We start from the raw sequence: 17,284 nt of genomic DNA, 5'->3' as shown, positions 1-17,284 counted from the left end.
TTTTCATGTTTTGTATTAAAAACTTTAGTTTGATTCATATTTCTGGGGTGAGCAGACTGTGTGAAATCATTCACGTTGGAAGAGTTCATCATGACAGTTTCTCATATTCTCGGCTATCCCCGTATCGGCGCCCAGCGAGAACTTAAAAAAGTTACTGAAGCTTATTGGAAAGGCGATGTGTCGCGGGAAGTGCTTGAAGCCGAAGGGCAGGCGTTACGGTGTGCTAACTGGCAGACTCAGCAAGACGCTGGCCTAGATTTTGTCAGCGTTGGCGATTTTGCATTTTACGACCAGGTGCTTAACGTTTCTGTGATGCTAGGTGCCGTGCCTGCGCGTTTTAACGCTCAGCAAGAAGTCAGTAAAGGCAACGTTGATTTAGATACCGCGTTTCGCATGGCCCGTGGCCGTGCCCCTAGCGGCACGCCTGTCGCTGCATGTGAAATGACCAAGTATTTTGACACCAATTACCACTATCTAGTACCTGAGCTGCATAAAGGGCAGGTATTTACGTTGGCGTCTGACCGCTTGTTTCATGAAGTTGATGAAGCCTTACAGGCAGGCTTTACGCCTAAAGTGACGCTGATCGGCCCACTTACTTGGCTATGGCTGGGTAAGGCCAAAGGCAGCGAATTTGATCGGCTGAGCCTGCTGGACAGTGTGTTGGATGTATACAGCGAAATTCTTTCGCGCTTGGCTACCCAGGGCATTGAGTGGGTCCAGCTGGACGAGCCAGCCTTAGTGCAAGATTTGCCGTTGGCGTGGCAACAGGCATTTGAGCGTGCTTATCATCGCTTGCAGTCAGCGCCACTGAAGTTACTCGTCGCGACGTATTTTGGTGCGCTGGGCGATAACCTTTCACTCGCTACTCGCCTGCCAGTGGCTGGGTTACATATTGATGCCGTGCGTGCACCCGCGCAGGTAGAGAGCGTGATTGATCGTTTAAGCCCTCATCAAGTGCTCTCAGTCGGGTTAGTCGATGGCCGTAATATTTGGCGCGCTGATTTAGCGGCCCTGCGTGAACGTTTATTGCCAGTAAAAGTACGCCTAGGCCAACGGCTATGGTTGGCGCCTAGTTGCTCACTGCTGCATGTGCCGGTGGACCTTGCCCAGGAAACGGAGCTGGATAGCGAACTGGCTGGCTGGCTGGCGTTTGCGCGTCAAAAGCTGGATGAGGTGGTGACCCTCGCCAAGTTGATTGATAACCGAGCAACGCCCATTGATGAGCTACGGGTGAGTGAGGCGACGCGTGCCCTGGATGCGCGCCGTGCATCCGCTCGTATTCACCAGCCTGCCGTGAGTCGTCGCCTTGCAGCCATTACCGCTAAAGACAGCCAGCGTCAGTCGTCCTATGCCCATCGCAGCGTGGCTCAGCGCCGAGCGCTGGCGCTGCCGTTGTTCCCCACCACCACCATTGGCTCCTTTCCGCAAACGAGCGACATACGCGCTGCTCGCCGGGCGTTTAAAGCAGGCGAGTTGAGCCAAGCGGATTATGAAACGCGTATGCGTGAAGAAATCGCGTATGTCGTTGAGCGACAGGAAGTGCTTGGTCTGGATGTTCCCGTTCACGGTGAAGCTGAACGGAACGACATGGTGGAGTACTTTGGCGAACAGTTAGCTGGTTTTGCCTTTACGCGTTTTGGCTGGGTACAAAGTTATGGCTCCCGCTGCGTTAAGCCGCCAATTATATTTGGTGATGTCACGCGACCAGTGCCCATGACAGTTCGCTGGAGCGAATATGCCCAGTCACTGACCGACAAACCCATGAAGGGCATGTTGACAGGGCCGGTGACTATTTTGCAGTGGTCATTTGTGCGGGATGACCAGCCCCGAGCGACCACTTGCCGTCAGATTGCCCTGGCGCTGCGTGACGAAGTAGTGGATTTGGAAAAAGCCGGTATTCAGGTCATTCAAATTGATGAGCCTGCGCTGCGTGAAGGCTTACCGCTGCGTCAGCATGAGTGGCAGGCGTATCTCGATTGGGCGGTGGAGAGTTTCCAGCTAAGCGCTGCGGGTGTCGCGGATAGCACCCAGATTCACACCCATATGTGCTACTCGGAGTTTAATGACATCATTGGCGCCATCGCTGCGTTAGACGCGGATGTGATCACCATTGAAACCTCGCGTTCGAATATGGAACTGCTAGATGCTTTCCAGGACTTTGCGTATCCGAACGAAATTGGACCAGGGGTTTATGATATCCACACGCCCAATATTCCTGATGTTGCATGGATGGTGGCACTGATGGAGAAAGGGCTGGAAAAAATTCCTGCTGAAAGGTTGTGGGTGAACCCCGATTGTGGCTTAAAAACTCGCGGTTGGGCAGAAGTGGAGCCAGCCCTCGCCAATATGGTGGAAGCCGCTAAGCAGCTTCGCCAGCGCTACGCCTGACGTCACTTAACTGCTACCCCCCCCCCCCCGACGCTTACGGCGTTGGGGGATCTTAGGCGTTTAGCCCGCTAGCTCTTAGTGGCATAGGCGTAGAGCAATGTTTCTTGGGCACTGATAGCGTCGCCGTTGCCTGGATCTTGCAACTGATAGCTGCCATCACTTTTAAGAAGCCAGCTTTGGCAGTTATCGACAAGGTAGGTTTCTAGGTCTTTGCGCACGCGGGTAGCGAGCTTTTTATCTAATAACGGGAAGCAGGTCTCGACGCGCTGGAACATATTGCGCGACATAAAATCGGCGCTTGAGCACCACGTTTCCGGCTTGCCATCGTTATGGAAGTGGAAGACGCGGGTATGTTCTAAAAAGCGACCAATAATCGAACGTACGCGGATATTGTCCGAGACGCCTTCAATGCCAGGTTTTAAGCAGCACATGCCACGAATGATCAGGTCGCACTCTACGCCAGTTTGGGAGGCGCGATAGAGCGCCTTAATTAGCTTGGGCTCAGTCAGTGAGTTGCACTTAATAATGATATGCCCCCGCTTACCCTTGCGCGCAACCTGGGCTTCTCGTTCAATCATCTCGACTAGGCGCTCATGGAGCGTAAACGGTGCATGCAGCAGTGTGTCGATTTTGCGTGCGCGGCCCATGCCAGAAAGCTGCTGGAATACCTTATGAACATCGGCACAGAGTGCTTTGTTGGCGGTCAGTAGGCTGTAGTCGGTATACAGCTTTGCCGTTTTAGAGTGATAGTTGCCGGTGCCTAAGTGCGCGTAGTGGCGCAATTCGCCTTTTTCACGCCGTACGATATGCAGCATTTTGGCGTGGGTTTTATAGGCCATAATGCCGTAAATGACGATGGCACCGGCTTCCTGCAGGCGCGATGCCAATTGCAGGTTATCGGCTTCATCGAAACGCGCCCGCAGCTCAATCACCACCGTCACTTCTTTGCCCTGGCTGGCAGCGTCTACCAGCGCACTAACTATCGGCGATTCTGCACCGGTGCGATAGAGCGTTTGCTTAATCGCCAATACGTCTGGGTCGCGAGCGGCTTCACGTAGTAGGTCTTCGATAGGCGAAAATGATTGAAACGGGTGGTGGAGCAGAAGATCGCTTTTGGCAATGGCGCTGAACAAGCTGCCGCCTTTGAGTGCCTTGGGGACACTCGGCGTGTAAGGGCGGTAAAGTAGCTCCGGCCGATCTACGTCTCCTAACACGGCCATCATGCGGGTTAAATTTACCGGGCCTTGAACGCGGTATAAGTCGTTGCTTTCTAGATCAAACTGGCGCAGCAAAAAGCTGATTAAGTCATCTGGGCAGTTGTCGGCAACTTCGAGGCGCACGCCGTTGCCGTAGCGGCGTGCTAGCAGCTCTCCACGCAGTGCTGAGGCGAGATCCGAAACCTCTTCCGGGTCAACGGTCATATCGGCATTGCGGGTGAGCCGGAACTGGTAACAGCCGCGCACGCGCATGCCAGGGAAAAGCTCTTCTGCGTGGGCGTGAATCATCGACGATAAGAAAATGTACTCGGAGAAGCCCTCAGCACATAGTTCTTTGGGTAGCGCCATCAGGCGGGGTAGTGAGCGTGGGGCGGGTAGAATCGCCATGCCCCCTGCGCGGCCAAAGGCATCTTTTCCTTCCAGCTCGACGATAAAATTCAGGCTTTTATTAACCAGCCTGGGGAATGGGTGTGAAGGGTCTAAGCCGATAGGGCTGATAACCGGCATAATCTCATTATCGAAGAACGTGTGTACCCAGGCTTTTTGCTCGTCGGTCCACTGATCGCGACGACGAAAACGTAGCCCCTGAGCTTCCAAAGCGGGCAGTAGCGTTTCGTTCAATATTTGGTATTGACGTGCAATTTGCTGATGAGCGATATCAGAAATTTCTGCCAGCACGGCTTTTGGTAAGCGACCATCGGCGGCGGTGGTGTCGTCGCCCAATGCCAGTTGATGCTTCAGTCCGGCAACTCTAATCTCGAAAAACTCATCCATGTTGGATGAGAATATCAGCAGAAACATCAGCCGGTTGAGTAGTGGGTGAGCATCATCAAGCGCCTGCTCAAGTACGCGGATATTGAATTGCAGGTGAGAAAGCTCGCGGTTGAAGTAAAGCTGTGGGTCATCTAAGTCAGCTTCTGGCTGAGACTCCCGCGCGTGAACTCCGGTAGGTGTGCGATTGATGCGCAATGGCAAAACCTCTCCCTCGCCGCTTATTGTCTCGTGTGCAACGTTCGTTGGCTCGCTAGGAGATGCTGGCGTGGTTTCTGTTGCGTGATCGTCCATAGTTGGCCCCCGTCGACGGTTCATACTCATCATAGCGTGATAACTATTGTTCATTGGAGTATGCCGAGAAAAGATGACAAACAGGTGTCACCGGTTTGTCATCTTGGACGCGTAGGGCGTTTTTTAGCGCCTTAACAAGCGTGCAGCCTCCAGGGCAAAGTAGCTTAAAATGCCGTCGGCGCCCGCACGTTTAAAGCACATTAGTGACTCAATAATAACGCTGTCAGCGTCTAGCCAACCGTTGTCGAAAGCAGCACGGTGCATGGCGTACTCTCCGCTGACTTGATAAGCGAACGTGGGTACTTGAAGCTCGCTTTTCACCCGACGTACCACATCTAGGTAGGGCATGCCGGGTTTGACCATCACCATATCGGCGCCTTCGGCGATATCCATCGCTACTTCATGCAGCGCTTCATCGCTATTGGCGGGGTCCATCTGATAAGTGCGTTTATCCGCTTTGCCTAGATTTGCTGCCGAGCCGACTGCATCGCGGAAGGGGCCATAATAATTAGAGGCATACTTGGCGCTATACGCCATAATGCGCACGTTATGCAGGTGCTCTTGCTCTAACACTTGGCGGATCGCGCCGATACGGCCATCCATCATGTCTGAGGGGGCCACAACATCGGCGCCAGCTTCCGCGTGGGAAAGTGCTTGTTTAAGCAGTGTGTCCACTGTTCGGTCGTTTTGCACATACCCGTGTTCATCGAGGATGCCGTCCTGGCCATGGCTGGTGTAAGGGTCAAGTGCCACGTCGGTAATAATGCCCAGCTCAGGGAGGGCTTCTTTTAATGCTCGCACACTGCGTTGTACCAAGCCGTTGGCGTTATACGCCTCTTCGGCCAGTTCGCTCTTGTGCTCTTCGCCGACCACTGGAAATAGCGCAAGCGCGGGGATGCCCAGGGAGTAAGCCTCACGCGCCTGTTCAATTAACAGGTCAATAGAAAGGCGTTCAACGCCAGGCATAGAAGCAACCGCTTCACGCTGGTTTTCGCCTTCCAGCACAAAGACGGGCAGAATTAAATCGCTGGGTGTTAGGGTTGATTCCTGCATCAGACGTCGTGAGAAGTCGTCCCGACGCATACGACGCATTCGGGTGGCAGGAAAATGGCGTGAACTTGGTGTGTTCAATGGTTCTCTCCAGAAAATCACTTAGTGGTGCCCTCAGGGCTTATGGTGAGTATATCAGTCATACCCTTAGGCGAAAGCTGGCTTGTGGTGGCTTTGCAGACTGACTACAGTGGGTCACTTAGCGACACTAGGTGGCGTTATTTAATAGCGATAATAAGCGCTACGATAAGGAGATAAGCATGACCAAACAGGTAGCAATCGTATTGGCAGGCTGCGGCGTTTTCGATGGTTCTGAAATTTACGAAACCACGTTAACGATGTTACGCCTTGATCAACTGGGGATCAGTTATCGCTGCTTTGCGCCGGATATCGCGCAGCATCACGTGATAAATCACCTTACTCAAGCGCCTGCAGAAGGGGAGTCGCGTAATGTGCTGCAAGAATCAGCACGTTTAGCCCGAGGTGACATCAGCCCGATCACTGAGCTGGAGGCCGACAAGTTTGATGCGGTGATCGTGCCCGGTGGATTTGGTGTTGCCAAGAACCTTTCCGATTTTGCTATCCAAGGCGATAGCATGCAGGTATTGGACAGCCTGAAAGAGGTGTTGGCAGGCTTCAAAGAAGAAGCTAAGCCCATTGGTTTGATGTGTATTTCCCCTGTCATGGTGCCACGACTATTAGGTGAAGGCATTGCGGTGACCGTTGGTAATGACCCAGGCGTTTCAGGGGCAATTAGTGCCATGGGTGGCCTACACCGCAGCTGCGCCGTGGAAGACATCGTGGTTGACCATGAGCATCGTGTGGTCACCACGCCTGCCTACATGCTGGCAACGCGGATCAGTGAAGCTGCTACAGGAATCTTTAAGCTGGTTGACCGTATTGATGACATGATCGACTAATTTCCTCTGCGAGGAAAACGACCCCTTGAAGAGCAAAAAGCCTCTGTCATTAAGTGATGACAGAGGCTTTTTTATGAGGAAAAGTACGTTTATGAAAACCGTATCGTTGACGCTATGCCTACGATTCTTGCTCATCAGCTTCTTGTGCCGCGGCTTTGCGTTTGCGCACTAAGCGGCCAAACAGCAACCCAACCTCATAAAGCAGGTACATCGGCACTGCTAGCAGGCTTTGGGAGATAATGTCGGGCGGCGTTAGCAGCATGCCCACCACAAAACAGCCTAAGATAATGTAGGGACGTTTTTTGGAAAGGCTCTCAACCGTGGTTGTGCCAGATAAGATTAGCAAAAACGTGGCGATGGGTATTTCAAAAGCAACACCAAACGCAAAAAACAGTTTCAGTACAAAGTTCAGGTACTGGTTAATATCTGTCATTATCGCGACGTTTTCTGGTCCCGTTTGGGTGAAAAACGCAAACAGTAGCGGGAAGACAACGTAATAGGCGAAAGCAGCACCTGCATAAAAAAGCGCCACGCTGGAAACCAAAATAGGAATGGCGAGTGCTTTTTCGTTGTCGTAAAGGCCTGGTGCCACAAACGCCCAGGCTTGGTGTAGTACAAAAGGTATAGAGATAAATACCGCTACCACCAACGTTAACTTAAAGGGGGCTAAAAAAGGCGATGCCACTTCGGTGGCGATCATCTGCGAGCCTTCTGGTAGCAGTGCCATTAAGGGCTCCGCCACAAAGCTGTAGATATCATTAGCAAACGCGTAGAGACCGAGAAAGACCACTAAAATGAGCACAACGGCCTTCATCAGGCGCGTACGCAGCTCGATCAGGTGTTCAATAAGGGGCGCTTGGCTTTGATCGTTTTGCGGTTCCTGCGAATCGCCAGACATGCTCATTGGTGATTGCTATCCTTTTTAAAGTCCGCGTTATTAAGTTCGGCGTTATCCGTCTTGATGGCGCGCATCTCATCTTGAGGAGATGCTGATGACGAAGGCGTCTCATCGCGTATCGTTTGTAGCGCCTCATCGAGTCGCGCACTGGCACTGGCAACCCGCTGGTCGGTATCGTGCTTGGCGGCAGGTGTGGAGGCGCTGGAAGAGGGGGCATCGGCAATGCTCTCAACATCCTGCTTGGCTTTCTTCAGGCTGTCATCAAGCTTTTTCTGCTGCTCGGTGAGTTTCTGACGCAGCTCCTCCGCCTCCAGCTGGGCACTTATTTCACGCTGCATGCCAGATACCGTGCGTTTGATCTTACCGATCCACATGCCCGCTGTGCGGGCAGCCTTAGGCAGGCGTTCTGGGCCAAGCACCAAAAGCCCGACGACACCAATGAGCATCAGTTCAAGAAAGCCGATATCCAGCATGGGTTATTTGCGCTCTTCGTTGCGTTCTGCAGAATGGCTTTCTTCTGCCGCTCGTTTCTCTTCGGCTTGCACATCGTAGGTATTGCCAGCGTCTTCGTGGCTGACTTTAGCCTGGGGCTGGTCAGCATCCGCCTTATCGCCCTCTTTCTCTTCTTCGTGCATGGCCTTTTTAAAGCCCTTAACCGCACCGCCTAGGTCGGTGCCCACGTTACGCAGTTTCTTAGTGCCGAAAATCAGGATGATGATGCCCAGAACAATCAGCAACTGCCAAATACTGATACCACCTAACATATGCATTTCCTCATCGGTGCAAGTTAACGTTGTGTGCGGGACGCTTTTTCGTCATGACCAGAAATACCAAACCGCCGTGCTAGCTCATCTAAAACGCGCTGATGATCCAGTTCAAGGTGCGACAGCATCACCAAACTATGAAACCACAGGTCGGCGGTTTCAGCGATCAATGCTTGATGCGCCTGCTCGCCACCGTGCTCGGCATCCTTAGCAGCCAAAATTGTTTCGGTCGCCTCTTCGCCGACTTTTTCGAGTATCTTGTTCAAACCCTTATGATGCAAGGAGGCAACATAAGAATCTTCTGCACAAGCATGACGGCGCTGCTTTAAGACCTCGGCGAGTGCATCTAGCACTTGCGTCGTCTGGGTAGAATCAGTCATAGGCATCCTTTTATCAATCATCACAGCGCTTTCGCAAAAGACTAGCGCTTTCGCCAAAGACTAGCGCTTTCGTCAAAGACTAGCGCTTTCGTCAAAGGCCAACATTGAGGCGCTTTATCGTACTGCCAGGTTGTTTCATTGCCACAGTAGCAACAGCAAGCCTACTCCCGCAGCTGCCAAAACAGGCCACTCTTGGGCCGCTGCCCAGCCGCTTAGCGGCTGCCACGCCAGGGCAATGGCAATCAGGACAAGGCCAATACGCAGCCGATAATGGCGTTTGTGCTGGCGCGTCAGTTGCTGGTGAACCGCGCTAATAGAGGTCACTTGCTGATGGCGCTGACGATGCTCGTGCTCCATGCGACTAAGCGCTTGGTGAGCTAACACCGGTAGCTCAGGCAGCTGGTGGGAAAGCTCGGGTGCTTGGCGTTTGAGCGATTCCCACAAACCACCGATGCCGGCACGCTGCTTCATCCACTTTTCAAGATAAGGCTTAGCAGTGCTCCATAAATCTAAGTCAGGATAAAGCTGACGTCCTAACCCTTCGATATTGAGTAGCGTTTTTTGCAACAAAACCAGCTGTGGCTGAACTTCCATATTAAAACGTCGCGCGGTTTGAAACAGGCCTAACAGTACCTGTCCGAACGAGATATCTTTGAGCGGTTTTTCAAGAATGGGTTCGCATACAGTACGAATGGCAGCAGCGAACTCGTTGGCACGGGTGTTTTCGCTTACCCAACCAGACTCGATATGTAAGGCGGCCACTTCATAATAATCTTGGTGGAAAAACGCCAGTAAGTTGCGCGCAAGGTAGTCCTGATCTTCTCGGGTAAGACTGCCCACGATGCCGCAATCGATGGCGATATACTGCGGGTCTTCAGGGTCATCGCAGTTAACAAAGATATTGCCGGGGTGCATGTCGGCATGGAAAAAGTTGTCGCGGAAGACCTGGGTGAAGAAGAGTTCAACGCCACGCTCGGCCAATTTCTTGAGGTTGGTGCCTCGTGCAATGAGCGTATCCAGATCGGCGACAGGTACGCCGCGAATGCGTTCTTGCACCATGACATGGCGACGGGTGTAAGGCCAGTAAATCGTCGGTACAAACAGTAACGGTGAATCTTTGAAGTTACGCTTGAGCTGTGATGTGTTGGCCGCTTCCTTGTAAAGATCCAGCTCATCAAACAGTGTGGCTTCGTAATCGCGGATGACTTCCACCGGCCGCAGGCGCTTGGCTTCAGGTACCTTGCTGAGCAGCTTTGCGACTTGATACATCAGTCCCATATCCTGGCGCATAATACGGTCGATGCCTGGGCGAATAATCTTGACGACAACGTCTTCACCGCTGTGCAGCGTTGCTGCATGCACCTGGGCAATTGATGCAGAGGCGAGAGGGGTTCGGTCAAAGGCAGCGAATGCCTCAGAGAGCGACATTTCGAGCTCTTTTTCGACCCGTGCAGCGGCTAATTCGCCAGGGAACGGAGGCACTTGATCTTGCAGACGTTTTAATTCATCGGCGATATCTTCGGGCAGTAGGTCTCGCCGGGTTGAGAGCATTTGGCCAAACTTAATAAAAATGGGCCCGAGTGCTTCTAAAGCCAGACGAAGTCGCTCGCCGCGGCTTCGTTGTCCCACGGGGAAAAGCTTAAGGGGCGAAAGGCTCATAAGGATACGCAGCCAGAACGGCAGCCGCTCGACGGGAATAAGCGTATCCAAACGATGGCGAGCTACGACCCAAGTAATTTTCAGCAACCGCAGACTCATTAGTGCGGCTCCTCAGGCTGTAACTGCGTGTTCGTCGGCTGACTGGCCGTCAACTGAGTCAGGCGTTTATGCAGACGGTTGAACCTCGCTTCCAGGCGGTCGGTGGCTATTTCAAGCTCGGTTAAGTGGTCGCGAAGCACATTGCGTTGTTGGGGGCCTGGCAGTAAGCGGGCCTCTTCAAATACATACTCAGAGACGTCTTGCAGTAGCTCATCTTTGGCCCTTAAGCCCCAGCGGGCAGCGCGGCGGATTCCTTCGGCAAGTGAATGGGCGGGCATGTCGCCCAGCCAGCGAGCCAGCTCGCCTTCCCAGTCGATATCCAGATCGAGCAGCAGATCGCGAGTGGCTTCCAATAAGTGGATGCGGCCACGCATGGAAAGCTTGCCGTCAAACATCAGCCTCTCAATAGAGGCGCCACTTAGCCACTCAGAGAGTGTTTCCGGGGTGAGCTCAACGACGGCATCGACGTCAGTTTCGTCTAGATCATCTCCACGCAGTAGATCAATACCAGCATGATGATAGTGCAGCGCCAGCTGTAGATGAGGCTTTTCTAGCCTCACCAGCAGTCGACTACCCGCTAACGCAGCCAGCCGCGAAGGCGCAGCTGGGTCGCGGGCAAGCAGGGCATTCAACGTGCGTTCACATCCGGCCAGTAACAGGGTCGGGGTGACTAGCATGCTGACCTCTTCGTCTGTGACTTCATAATTTAATGCCACGGTGAAGGGCAACAATACCGCCGGTCAGGTTGGTATATTCAACCCGCTCAAGGCCAGCGGTTTCCATCATGCTTTTCAAGGTTTCCTGATCCGGATGCACGCGAATCGACTCGGCGAGGTAGCGGTAGCTATCACCATCACCAGCGACCAGCTCACCTATTTTGGGTAACAGACGGAAGGAATACTCGTCGTAGGCTTTTGACAGCAGTGCATTGTTAGGTTTCGAAAACTCAAGCACCAGCAATCGGCCGCCCGGTTTTAGTACCCGTGTCATAGAGCGCAGAGCCGCGTCTTTGTCGGTGACGTTACGCAACCCGAAGGCAATGGTAATGCAGTCGAAGCTGTTGTCAGGAAACGGTAGGCACTCAGCATTCGCCTGTACATATTCAACGTTGCCGCCAACGCCGTTATCCATCAGCTTATCGCGGCCTACTTTCAGCATGGAGGCGTTGATATCGGCCAGCACCACTTTGCCGCGCGGACCCACCAGGCGAGAGAACTTAAGGGTTAAATCACCGGTACCACCGGCAATATCGAGCACATGATGCCCAGGGCGAACCCCCGCGCGCTCGATGGTGAGGCGTTTCCAGACACGGTGAATACCCATGGACATCAGGTCATTCATAATGTCATAGCGTGCAGCCACTGAGTGAAAGACATCGGCGACGCGAGACGCTTTCTCGTCAACCGGGACTTCCTGATAGCCAAAGTGGGTCGTGCGCTTTTCTGTGGGGCTCATGAGGCGTTAGCTCCCGAGTTCGAGGCGGTATGGTCGACCAAAAGGTCGTCGCAATAAATGGTTAGCGACATTGTAGCCTTCTCACCCCTGATTTGTCTGCGCTTCACCTGGGGCGCAGCGTCACAGTTGTTTGAATTGAATGCTAGCGGGTTCACGAGAGGCACCTGCCTCTTCCATGCGTTGCAGGTAGTTTTGCCAATAATCTGCTTGATGCTGAGCTAGGTCGTACAGGTAGTTCCAGCTATAAAGACCGCTATCGTGGCCATCATCAAAGTGCAGTTTTAGAGCGTAGTTACCGGCTTGGGTTATGTTTTGCAGGCCGACGTCTTTTTTACCCACCTGGAGCACCGCCGTGTCGCCGCCATGGCCGCGTACTTCGGCTGAGGGTGAGTAAACCCGCAATAGCTCGACAGACAGCCGGTAGTTTTCGCCGCTGGCGTAGCCAAGCTCTAGCTCGCGAGCCTGCTTATGGTAGTGAACCCTTGTTGGGGTGGGGGCATTCGTAGAAATAGAGGCATTCATGGATGACGTCACCTTTTACGATATTGAGCTAAAGCGGATTGACCGACTATTTGCGCTTTAGCAAATGCGTGAAGGCCAGCGCCACGGCTAACGTTTGATCGATAGGACGTCGATCAAACACGAGCAACAGGGATGTTGTTCTCGTGCGTAATGTTAGACGCAGCGCAGCCTAAACAGCAGCATTTGCATGCGTAAAAAGCGGGCAAGCTGCTGCGGGCTATACCGATATAAGCGCGTTTACAAAATATAGCGTGATAGGTCTTCGTCTACTGCTAGCTCACCCAGTTGGGCATTGACGTAATCGGAGTCAATCACCAAGGGGCTATCCATATCGCCGCCTTTAAACGATGCTTCTTCGAGCAGCCGTTCCAAGACTGTGTGTAGGCGGCGAGCACCAATATTCTCCGTGCCTTCGTTTACCTGCCAGGAAATTTCGGCAATGCGTTCGATACCGTCTGGAGTGAACTCGATATCCAGCCCTTCGGTAGCCAGCAGTGCTTGATACTGTTTGGTGAGCGAGGCCGACGGCTCGGTGAGAATACGCTTGAAGTCGCCCGGTGTTAGCGCATCCAGCTCGACGCGGATCGGCAAACGCCCTTGTAGTTCAGGGATAAGATCCGATGGGCGCGACAGATGGAAGGCGCCAGAGGCGATAAATAGAATGTGATCGGTTTTGACCATGCCGTATTTAGTCGAAACGGTAGAGCCTTCGATCAACGGTAACAGGTCACGCTGAACGCCTTCACGAGAGACCTCGCCACCGCTGGATTGGCCGCTGCCCTTGGCGACCTTGTCGATCTCATCCAAGAACACGATCCCGTGCTGTTCAACCGCTTCAACGGCGCGAGCTTTAATCTCTTCTTCATTGACCAGCTTGCTGGCTTCCTCATCGCGTAGCAGTACCAGTGCTTCTTTTACGGTCACACGGCGCTGCTCACGCTTTTGTTGGCCCATGTTGGAGAACAGGCTCTGTAACTGATTGGTCATCTCTTCCATGCCAGGCGGTGTCATGATGTCGATGCCTTGGCCATGGGAAGAAGTTTCGATATCAATTTCTTTATCGTCAAGCTGACCTTCGCGAAGTTTTTTGCGGAAGGTTTGACGCGTACCGCTGTCTTCCCTGGGCTGGTCTTCCTGGCCGCGGGGCGGCGGTAGCAGTGCATCCAGAACGCGGTCTTCAGCGGCATCTTCAGCGCGATGACCGACTTCTTCCTTCGCGTGCTCACGAACCATTTTGATTGAGGCTTCCATCAAGTCGCGAATAATCGACTCGACGTCACGGCCTACATAACCAACTTCGGTAAACTTGGTGGCTTCGACCTTGATAAAGGGGGCTCTGGCTAGCTTGGCGAGGCGGCGGGCAATTTCAGTTTTACCTACGCCGGTAGGGCCAATCATCAGAATATTCTTTGGTGTCACTTCCGGGCGCAGCTCATCGTCTAGCTGCATGCGACGCCAGCGGTTGCGCAAAGCAATGGCGACGGCCCGTTTAGCATCTTGCTGGCCAATAATATACTGATCCAGGGCGTGGACGATTTCGCGGGGTGTCATCTGAGTCATAAAAGGGGCCTCAACGGTCGTTGATGTTCAGCTCTTCGAGCGTCACGTGGTGATTGGTAAATACGCAGATGTCGCCGGCGATCTTGAGAGACTTTTCAGTGATTTCCCGAGCGGAAAGCTCGGTGTTTTCTAGCAGTGCACGGGCACTCGCCTGGGCAAAGTTGCCGCCAGACCCAATAGCAATAATGCCGCGCTCAGGCTCAACCACATCACCGTTACCGGTAATAATCAGCGAGGCACTGTGGTCCGCCACGGCCAATAGCGCTTCCAGGCGGCGGAGCGCTCGGTCGGTACGCCAGTCTTTGGCCAGCTCGACGGCTGCTTTGGTAAGGTGACCCTGGTATTTTTCTAACTGCGCTTCAAAACGCTCAAACAGCGTGAAGGCATCAGCGGTGCCGCCAGCAAAGCCAGCCAGCACTTTGCCACGATAAAGGCGGCGTACTTTACTCGCATTGCCTTTCATTACGGTATTGCCCAGTGATACTTGGCCGTCGCCTGCAAGGGCAACCTGATCACCGCGACGTACGGATACAATAGTGGTCATGGAGATAACTCCTTGGGGGAGACACACGCTCCCGATGACTGGTCGGCCATTTTAAAAGGCCGTAAAAAAAGCGATTCACAACAAAATGCGGGCGGCTGATAAAAAATCAACCGCCCGCTAAATAAAGCCGTTAGATAACGTGTTTTTTAAACGGGGCTTATGAACACGAAAGCCCACCTAGCTCTTTGGTGAGAGTGGCCTGTGATGAGGCTAGTTCTGCAGTTGGATCAGCAGTGGCTCAATGCCTTGTGTGGCCATTAAATCCTGGGCGCGGTTAAGCTCACGGGTATCTTCATAAGGGCCTACTTGAACACGGTGCCACGTATCGCCATTCGCCTTTACTTCGCTAACTTGGGCAAGCAGGCTTAAGTTGCGCAGACGGCCACGCAGTTGCTCGGCATCGCTTAGCTCGCGAAACGATGCGGCCTGTAGCATGTAGCGGTTAGGCGTGCTGCTAGCAGGGGCTTGCTGAGCGGTTGATACCTGCTCTTCTGGGCGCATATTCGCTGCAATGACTTGGGCAATTGGGTCATCGCTCTCGTCCGTGCTCGCTACGGATTCGTCGCTTGGCGTTTCACTGCTGGCCGTGCTTTGAGCCTCCTGAGCCGCTGCTTCTGGGCGGTTTACTGTTGAAGGTAATGATACTCCAGGCGCGATGACTTCGGTGTCAGGCAACAGCGTGTAAAACTCGAACGTTGGCATGGAAGGTTGCTCGGGCGCACTTTCGGTTTGGCGCGCAGCGCTGCGTTCCTCTCCGCCAGAAGGTTTGGACAGCACGGTAGCTTGTGGCGTGTCATCGGGTTCTTGCCAGGGCGCTGTACCGTGTTGGTGTTGCGCCAGGAAAAAGCCTGCCGCTAACCCTGCCACCCCCCACAGCCAGCCGGGAAGTTTGAATCCGCCGCCTGAGCTCTTTTTGGGTTTGCGTTGGGTGGTGGCTCCGCGGCGGGCGGGCTTGTCTTTCGGACTGGCCATAACTTACATCTCCTCTGGGGCGCTGACCCCCATGAGATTGAGACCATTACGCAACACTTGTCGTGTCGCTAAGCCCAGGGCTAAGCGCGTGTTGCGCAGCGTGTCATCATCAACCATTACCTTAACGGCGTTGTAACAGGTGTGAAAATCTCCCGCGAGATCTAACAAATATTGGGCAATTTGCTGTGGCTCGCGGTTTTTAGCGGCATTTTCGACCGCTTCGGGATAGCGTGCTAAACGATTAAGCACGGCTTTTTCCTGATCGCTATCGAGCAACGCTAGGTTGGCCAGGGCGATGCTATGGTCGAAGGGCTGGTTTGCATCCTCGGCTTTGCGCAGCATGCTGGATACCCGCGCGTGAGCATACTGTATGTAATAAACAGGGTTGTCGTTCGACTGTGAGCGCGCTAGGTCGATGTCGAAGGTCAGCTGTGAATCCGCCCGGCGTGCAGCCAGGAAGAAGCGGGTAGCATCGCGGCCGACTTCATCAATCAGGTCGCGCAGGGTGACATAGCTGCCGGCACGTTTGGAGAGCTTTACCTCAACGCCAGAGCGGGTGACCATCACCATCTGGTGCAACACATAGTCGGGCCAGCCTTTGGGAATGCCGACCTCCAGTGCCTGTAGACCTGCGCGAACACGGGTAACCGTAGAGTGGTGATCAGCGCCTTGCTCATTAATCACCGTTTTAAAGCCGCGCTGCCACTTGTTGAGATGGTAGGCCACGTCCGGTAGGAAGTAGGTGTAACCGCCTTCACGTTTGCGCATCACCCGGTCTTTATCGTCGCCGAAGTCGGTGGTTCGCAGCCACATTGCGCCATCTTCTTCATAGGTGTGGCCGTTGGCGACCAGTTTTTCAACGGTCGCGTCTACTTTGCCGTCTTGATAAAGCGACGACTCCAGGAAGTAGACATCAAACTCAACGCCAAACGCCTTTAGGTCTAAATCCTGCTCGCGACGAAGCCAAGCAACGGCGAACGCTTGAATGGCGTCGAGATCGTGAACATCGCCTTTAGCAGTCACTTCGCGGTCATCAGCCGTGACGGTCTTTTTGGCCATATAGTCGTTAGCGACGTCGCTGATGTACTCGCCGCGGTAGCCGTCTTCCGGCCAGCTGGGATCCTCAGGGCCAAGGCCCTTGGCGCGAGCCTGGACAGAAAGTGCCAGATTCTTGATCTGAGCGCCGGCGTCGTTGTAGTAAAACTCGCGGGTTACATCATAGCCGGTGGCTTCCAATAAACGGCACAGACAGTCGCCAATCGCAGCGCCTCGGCCATGGCCAACGTGGAGTGGCCCTGTGGGGTTAGCTGAAACAAACTCTACTTGGACCTTGCCACCTTTGCCAATCAAGCTACGTCCAAACGCATCACCGCTGTCTAGCACTTGCGCAACAATTTGTGCGGCAGCATCAGCAGCGGCAAAAAAATTGATAAACCCAGGCCCCGCAATCTCGGTTTTTTGAATCGCCTCGCTTGGGGGGAGGGCCGCTACCAGGGTGTCGGCGAGCTTGCGGGGGGGCATGCCCGCAGGCTTAGCAAGCATTAGCGCCAAGTTGGTCGCATAGTCGCCATGCGCTTTATCTTTGGTGGGGTCAACCTTGATCAATGGCTTTAAATCATCGGGCAGCACGCCTTGGTGCTTAAGCGCGGCAATCGCGCCTTCTAGCAAAGTAACAATGGTGTCTTTCATTTAAATATCCGGATGTCGTCGATGGCGGCGTGTGCATGTGCATATACATGTAAATGGTAATGCAGTTATTCATATAAATGTAAATGCAGTCGCAAAGCGGCC

16 protein-coding genes are annotated in these 17,284 nt (G+C 53.6%); 2 read left to right on the top strand and 14 right to left on the bottom strand.

The genetic code is table 11. From position 1 onward, the window contains the following. Window positions 1-90: 90 nt before the first annotated feature. Window positions 91-2,388 (top strand): 5-methyltetrahydropteroyltriglutamate--homocysteine S-methyltransferase, encoded by a 2,298-nt coding sequence (gene metE / locus HZS79_RS15240; RefSeq protein WP_179928299.1) that lies wholly within the window; start codon window positions 91-93, stop codon window positions 2,386-2,388. A gap of 68 nt (window positions 2,389-2,456) precedes the next feature. On the opposite strand, the gene ppk1 is transcribed toward metE, so the two are convergent. Both ppk1 and hemB read right to left on the bottom strand, forming a co-directional pair. Beyond that, window positions 2,457-4,670 (bottom strand): polyphosphate kinase 1, encoded by a 2,214-nt coding sequence (gene ppk1 / locus HZS79_RS15235; protein ID WP_179928298.1) that lies wholly within the window; start codon window positions 4,668-4,670, stop codon window positions 2,457-2,459. Between the two features lie 123 nt (window positions 4,671-4,793). Next, the gene (hemB, locus tag HZS79_RS15230) at window positions 4,794-5,801 is read right to left on the bottom strand and encodes a porphobilinogen synthase (RefSeq protein ID WP_162218962.1); all 1,008 of its coding nucleotides are present in this window, start codon (window positions 5,799-5,801) and stop codon (window positions 4,794-4,796) included. A 179-nt stretch (window positions 5,802-5,980) separates the two neighbouring features. Between hemB and elbB the strand changes: the two genes are divergently transcribed. After that, window positions 5,981-6,640 carry an isoprenoid biosynthesis glyoxalase ElbB gene (elbB, locus tag HZS79_RS15225; RefSeq protein WP_162218961.1) on the top strand — a complete coding sequence of 220 codons (660 nt, stop codon included), beginning with the start codon at window positions 5,981-5,983 and terminating at the stop codon, window positions 6,638-6,640. 118 nt (window positions 6,641-6,758) lie between these two features. Here elbB and tatC read toward each other — a convergent pair whose 3' ends face one another. The 12 genes from tatC to argS form a co-directional block, all read right to left on the bottom strand. Then, window positions 6,759-7,544: a twin-arginine translocase subunit TatC gene (tatC, locus tag HZS79_RS15220; protein WP_162218960.1), complete on the bottom strand. Its 786-nt coding sequence runs from the start codon at window positions 7,542-7,544 to the stop codon at window positions 6,759-6,761. Beyond that, a complete protein-coding gene (gene tatB, locus HZS79_RS15215; protein WP_162218959.1) occupies window positions 7,541-8,011 on the bottom strand; it encodes a Sec-independent protein translocase protein TatB in 471 nt (156 codons plus the stop codon). The genes tatC and tatB overlap by 4 nt, the downstream gene beginning before the upstream one ends. A gap of 3 nt (window positions 8,012-8,014) precedes the next feature. Next, window positions 8,015-8,302, bottom strand: a complete 288-nt coding sequence (gene tatA, locus HZS79_RS15210; RefSeq protein WP_179928297.1) for a Sec-independent protein translocase subunit TatA — start codon at window positions 8,300-8,302, stop codon at window positions 8,015-8,017. A gap of 23 nt (window positions 8,303-8,325) precedes the next feature. After that, the gene (locus HZS79_RS15205; RefSeq protein WP_009724838.1) at window positions 8,326-8,682 is read right to left on the bottom strand and encodes a phosphoribosyl-ATP diphosphatase; all 357 of its coding nucleotides are present in this window, start codon (window positions 8,680-8,682) and stop codon (window positions 8,326-8,328) included. 135 nt (window positions 8,683-8,817) lie between these two features. Beyond that, entirely contained in the window at window positions 8,818-10,440 is a 1,623-nt protein-coding gene (gene ubiB / locus HZS79_RS15200) for a ubiquinone biosynthesis regulatory protein kinase UbiB (protein WP_162218957.1), read from the bottom strand. After that, window positions 10,440-11,117, bottom strand: coding sequence for a ubiquinone biosynthesis accessory factor UbiJ (locus HZS79_RS15195; RefSeq protein WP_179928296.1), 678 nt, complete (start codon window positions 11,115-11,117; stop codon window positions 10,440-10,442). The genes ubiB and HZS79_RS15195 overlap by 1 nt, the downstream gene beginning before the upstream one ends. A gap of 22 nt (window positions 11,118-11,139) precedes the next feature. Next, complete coding sequence (gene ubiE / locus HZS79_RS15190; RefSeq protein ID WP_162218955.1) at window positions 11,140-11,895, bottom strand: bifunctional demethylmenaquinone methyltransferase/2-methoxy-6-polyprenyl-1,4-benzoquinol methylase UbiE; 756 nt, start codon at window positions 11,893-11,895, stop codon at window positions 11,140-11,142. A 120-nt stretch (window positions 11,896-12,015) separates the two neighbouring features. Then, entirely contained in the window at window positions 12,016-12,417 is a 402-nt protein-coding gene (locus tag HZS79_RS15185; RefSeq protein ID WP_179928295.1) for a gamma-butyrobetaine hydroxylase family protein, read from the bottom strand. A 237-nt stretch (window positions 12,418-12,654) separates the two neighbouring features. Continuing rightward, the gene (gene hslU, locus HZS79_RS15180) at window positions 12,655-13,977 is read right to left on the bottom strand and encodes an ATP-dependent protease ATPase subunit HslU (protein ID WP_162218953.1); all 1,323 of its coding nucleotides are present in this window, start codon (window positions 13,975-13,977) and stop codon (window positions 12,655-12,657) included. A 10-nt stretch (window positions 13,978-13,987) separates the two neighbouring features. Then, window positions 13,988-14,521: an ATP-dependent protease subunit HslV gene (gene hslV, locus HZS79_RS15175; RefSeq protein ID WP_179928294.1), complete on the bottom strand. Its 534-nt coding sequence runs from the start codon at window positions 14,519-14,521 to the stop codon at window positions 13,988-13,990. A gap of 210 nt (window positions 14,522-14,731) precedes the next feature. Beyond that, the gene (locus HZS79_RS15170; protein WP_162218951.1) at window positions 14,732-15,493 is read right to left on the bottom strand and encodes an SPOR domain-containing protein; all 762 of its coding nucleotides are present in this window, start codon (window positions 15,491-15,493) and stop codon (window positions 14,732-14,734) included. 3 nt (window positions 15,494-15,496) lie between these two features. Further along, a complete protein-coding gene (gene argS, locus HZS79_RS15165; RefSeq protein ID WP_162218950.1) occupies window positions 15,497-17,182 on the bottom strand; it encodes an arginine--tRNA ligase in 1,686 nt (561 codons plus the stop codon). Window positions 17,183-17,284: the final 102 nt, after the last annotated feature.

The sequence above is a fragment of the Vreelandella zhaodongensis genome (assembly GCF_013415115.1).
GTDB classification, from domain to species: domain Bacteria; phylum Pseudomonadota; class Gammaproteobacteria; order Pseudomonadales; family Halomonadaceae; genus Vreelandella; species Vreelandella zhaodongensis.
The sequence above is the reverse complement of the archived record's forward strand: the minus strand, read 5'-3'. Positions and strand labels throughout refer to the sequence as shown.